Consider the following 4,658-nt stretch of genomic DNA (forward strand, 5'->3'; position numbering starts at 1 on the left):
GGCGCCGACGCGCACAGGCCAGTCGACCTCGTGGGGCGCCTGGTGGTGATGCTCGTGGTGGTCACCGTCGTAGGTACCTCGATACACGTTGACGTGGTGTCCCATGTAGACGTCGGCGTTGCCGCCGATGTTGCCGGACACCGTGTTCTCGGTATGACCGGTGTTGTCCGTGGACCCGGGGTCGCGATCGCCCTTCTGCTCCGGTTCGCGCTCGGAGTCGGGGTTGGCGCGGGGGTTCTCGTCGGCTCCGTGATCAGGCAAGGGGGGCTCCTGTGCACCTGCGTCCGTCGTCAGTTGTCCGTCTTCGTCTGTCGACGGTTGTTGCTGTACGTCCTCGGTAACCATGTGACGCGCTTTAGTGGCGCGGGGTTTCCGTCCCGTCCCCAGGATCCCTACCCACACGGGGATCCGGTCGGGTTCGTGTGCGTTCGGGATTGCCATGCGGCGTGCGCATAGCGGTCCCGAATTCGCGGAAAAGGGGCACGCGCCGCGTGATGGGCGTCGCCGGTAGGTGAATCAGCCCTCTGAATCGAGCTCGGAAGACCGGGCGCGGGGAGCCGCGCGCGGGGGTTCACGTCACCCCTCACGGCGGAGCACGAACATGAACGGTGCGCTGACCCCGCGCATGTCCATGGCGCCGAGGAGGGTGTTGTCGCCGACCTTGCGGAAGTGGTCGTTGATGGGCAGCGCGTCGTAGCACATGGTCCCGGTCGTGACCCCGCGGTACTCGACCATGCGCAGACGGGCCCGCGGTTTCGAAGTGCGGAACAGCCGCAGTGAGCCCCGACCGACACGACCGAGCAGAGGCACATGAGCCGCCTGCGGAAACCGGGTCACCGCGCCCAACGGCAGGAGCGCCGGGTCGACGGAGAACAGCCCCTTGCTGTCCTCGAAGACCAGGGGGTGGGCGCTCTCCGGATCGACGAACAGCTTGCCGTGCCAGCCGAAGGTCTCCAGCAGGCCGTCCCAGTCATGGCCGGTGCTGAGCCCGGAACCCTTCCACGGGCCCAGCATCTCGGCGACCGTGACCGGCGGGAGGGCGTCGAAGAGCGCCATGGCTTCAGCGCGCGGGATGTGGCCCTGGCGGGCGGCGCGTGCTTCCAGGTGCTCGAGTTGCTCGAGCCCCTGGAGCCCCTGGAGCCCCTCGGGCGGCTCGAACTGTTGGGGCTGTTTGCGCTGTTCCGCAGGCGTCTCGCCGTGCTCCGATCGCATGCTGCCCCCCTTTTCGAAACGGTCGCGTTTCGCCGAGAGTACGGGCCCGGACGTCGTGGTGTGAAGGGCGTGGGGCAGCGCTGACGGAATGCGCGTTGAGGGAGGTCGAAGGGTGTAGGGGCCGGAGAAGAGGCCCAGAACCCCGAGCCCGAGGTGACGAAGGGGATGGAGGGCACGCGGCGGCGTTCCGCGCCGGGGTTCCTGCACCGGGGCGCGGTGGCGCGGTTCCCCGCGGAGCTTTCAGTCCCGGTCCGGCTTGTCGATGAAGGTCGAGCCCCGGTAGTCGTGGTGGTCGCCCCGGTAGTGCGTGCTTTTGATGTTGATGTTCTCGCCTTGAATGGCCTGGGCGTCGCCGTGGACCCCGCCGGAAATGGTGTTCACGGTGTGCGAGGAGGGTGTGGGCCCGTCGGGGGCCGGTGACGGAGGCGGCTCCGCGGCGTCGGGGTTCGGGGCCTTGCCGTCGCCATCGCCCCTCGGCTTGGCCGAGGGCTCGTCCGAGGGCTCGGACGGTACGGAAGATTCAGACTGTTCGGGCCCGCGCGAGGTGGCTGCCCAGGCGATGGCGGTGACGACCAGCCACAGGGCCGCGGTGATGCCGGCGGCCCAGGACGCCGCCTCCCACCCGTCACGCGTGGTGGGTCCGCCGCCGAACCAGAGCCCGGCCGCCAGGGCGGTCGTGATCGCGAGGGCCGCCGTGCCGGCCCATATCCAGCGTCGTGTCTTGTTCATATGTCGAGGTTCCTGTGCGGTGTCTGCGCCGTCTCGCCGAGGTCGGTGCCTCGTGGCGGACGTGGGGGCAGATGTCGGGTGAGCTTGGTGCGCAAAGGGGGCCAAGGAGGGGCCGCTATGCGCATAGCATGCTTGGTTTTCGCTGAGGATCCTCTCTATGTGGGGCCGGTTAACTCGATTCAGGGTCTTCATCCGCTCCCTGTGCACCCTGCTCTTCGAACCACTTCTCAAGAACGTACTCGCTGACCACGGTACGGAAGTGTGAACCCCCAAGGATTCTATGGTGGTCGGAGATCAAGCTTTTCAGTAGCTCGATACCGCGCGTGGCCTCCCCGGCTTGGTAGTGGAGGTTGGCGATTTTGTAGCGAATGTCGAGGATCCGGGGGTGGTTGGGGTCGAGAGTTTCCAGGAAACCGGTAAGGAGTTCCCCGTAGATGCGGATGGCGTCGGTGACGTCACCGCTAACGCGCAGCGAATTGTCGAGATCGCTCAGGTTGGTGAGGGTTTGGCGGTGATTCGGGCCGAGATGTCGAAGGTGCTCGAGAACGAGGTTTTTGTAGGCCCGAAATACTCCATACGAGTCTCCATCCTTGGAATGCCAGTCCATGAGCAGGGCGGCCATGGTGAAGACGTCACGATGATTTGAGCCCAGGGAACGGGATGTTTCTCTGAATACGACTTCGAGTTGATGTGTGGCCTGGATGGTATTGCCAATATCTCGGTAGTGCTCGGCAAGTCGGAGGCCGGAGTCAAGGGTCTCTTCGTGGCCCGGGCCGAGGACGCGTATTTGTACGGGCTGAAGTTGTTTGAGAATGTCGATGGCCTGATGTACATGTCCCGCCATGGAGAGGGCGATGGCAAAGTCGCGCCGTGTGGTGAGGGTCCTGGGGTGATCATCGCCGAGGGCACGCTGTTGGTCCGGAAGAAAGCTGTTGAACGTACTGATCGCCTGTTTGAGCCGTCCGGCTTTGCTGCGACTGAAAGCTAGGCGGTGGTGTGTGGCTAAGGTTTCAATATTATTCGGTCCGAGGACGCCTTGTTGGTCGGGAAGAAGTTCCTCGAGTAGGCTGATGGCCTGCTCAAGCTGTCCGGCTTTCTCGTAGTTGATCGCGATAGTTCGGCGTGTTAGGAAGGTTCTTGGGTGGTTGGGTCCGAGCACGCGAAGTTGGGAGAGGTGAATTTCTTCGAGGGCGCGGATGGCCCGCTTGTGCTGGCCGGATCTTCCGAGATAGTCGGCGAAGCTATAGCGCACAGCGAGCGTGTCGCGGTGATCAGGTCCCAAGATCCGGAGGCGATCGGAGAGAACGTCCTCAAGAATTTTGAAGGCCCGCTCGTATTGCTTTTCTTCGGCGAAGCAAATGGCGAGATTGTGTCGGATTGTGAGGGTTTCGGGGGTGTCAGTTTCGAGATTGTTTCGTTGTGCCGTCAAGACACCTTGAAGCTCGTTGATTGCACGGGAGAAGTCACCTGAATGGAAATAGTAGATGGCGAGGTTGTTGCGGTTGATGAGCGTGATCTCGTGGTCGGGCCCGAAGGTGCCCTGGCAGTCCGTGAGAAGGTCAGTAAGAAACTTCTCAGATCCGGCCAAGTCTTCTGAGGTTACATAACAGCTGGCAAGATGGGTTCGTACATTGAAAGTGTCCTGATGCTCGGAACCCAGGAGGCGTTCATGCAGTGAGAGCATCTCTGTCCAGTGCGTGATGGCTTCCTGGAAACGGCTTGCGAACTGCAGACTCACGCCTGCTTGGAACAGAACGGTGTGAGCTTGCTCGTTCCATAGCCAGTCCGCACCACTCTGGGGGTCCGGCCTGGCATGACTACGAAGCACGTGAGTGTTATCGCGGAGCTGTTGAGCCTGGGCTGTGTCGCGTTCGATCTCTGGCCACGCGTCCATCAGTGCATCGGCGAGGGCATGCACCGCCTTTCGGGTGGGAGCGGTGAGATGGTGTTCGCGGGTGGCACGCTGAACGAGTTGGTGGCAGCGCACGACCCAGGACCCTGGCTGCAGCACATTTGGATCATTTTGGCTGTCATCGCGATTGGTGCGAGAGATCAGGCTCAACCGTTCAAGGCTGGCCAGCGCTGCGCGCACATCATGGGGGCCGATGCTCAGTTGCGGTAGGGGATCTGGAACGCCAGTATGGCCGCGGATGGCGTTCGAGAGCTTCTTCCAGACACTCTTCTTGGCCGGGGGAGCAGGCGCTGTCGGGTCGACCCACCTGATGGCAGGGCTCGCAGTGAGCACGTCCTCCGGGATCCCGGATCCGTCGAGGAGCGCGATGAGCCCCAGCAGGGGACGGGCCACCCCTTGCGGCCTGTAGCTGTCGGCTTGCTCGACTGACAGTTCCCAGGTCGCGGCCAGCGCCCTACGGCGTTCCCAGTCCGGAAAGACCTCGTCCAGAGTCATCATCCGGTCGTGGAAGAGCTCCAGGTAGGCAGGGCAATCGAGCCTGAGCGCGGACATGTAGCTGACCGCCTGGTTCAGCGCCAGCGGTAGGTACCCCAGCGCTTCGGCGAGGTCGTGCATGTGCTGGTCGGTGTGGGCGATGCCCGCCCTGTCCAGCGCATGGGTGAGCAGGTCCCGGGCCTCTTCCGGGGTGTACACGTCGACGTCGATGAGTTCGCGCCCCTGCACCGAGAGTGTGAGCTCCCGTCGGCGAGTGGTCACCAGCACCCGTCCGTTGGGTTGGTCGGCGGGTGGCCAGAGGTCATCGACC

Annotated in this window: 4 protein-coding genes; all 4 read right to left on the minus strand. The window is 63.6% G+C overall.

Annotated elements, in window-relative coordinates; translation table 11 throughout:
• On the minus strand, window positions 1-261 hold a 261-nt coding region (locus IDM40_RS27675; RefSeq protein WP_216631403.1), incomplete at its 3' end, for a hypothetical protein.
• Between the two features lie 315 nt (window positions 262-576).
• Window positions 577-1,212: a DUF4334 domain-containing protein gene (locus IDM40_RS27680; RefSeq protein ID WP_193125030.1), complete on the minus strand. Its 636-nt coding sequence runs from the start codon at window positions 1,210-1,212 to the stop codon at window positions 577-579.
• A gap of 240 nt (window positions 1,213-1,452) precedes the next feature.
• Window positions 1,453-1,941, minus strand: a complete 489-nt coding sequence (locus tag IDM40_RS27685) for a hypothetical protein (protein WP_193125031.1) — start codon at window positions 1,939-1,941, stop codon at window positions 1,453-1,455.
• Between the two features lie 169 nt (window positions 1,942-2,110).
• On the minus strand, window positions 2,111-4,658 hold a 2,548-nt coding region (locus IDM40_RS27690; RefSeq protein ID WP_216631404.1), incomplete at its 5' end, for a tetratricopeptide repeat protein.

Source organism: Nocardiopsis coralli, assembly GCF_014892575.1.
GTDB lineage: Bacteria > Actinomycetota > Actinomycetes > Streptosporangiales > Streptosporangiaceae > Nocardiopsis > Nocardiopsis coralli.

Excerpts from the sequence above, each read along its gene's own strand:
- IDM40_RS27680 (WP_193125030.1), bottom strand. The coding sequence starts at position 1,212 with ATGCGATCGGAGCACGGCGAGACGCCTGCGGAACAGCGCAAACAGCCC.
- IDM40_RS27685 (WP_193125031.1), bottom strand. The coding sequence starts at position 1,941 with ATGAACAAGACACGACGCTGGATATGGGCCGGCACGGCGGCCCTCGCG.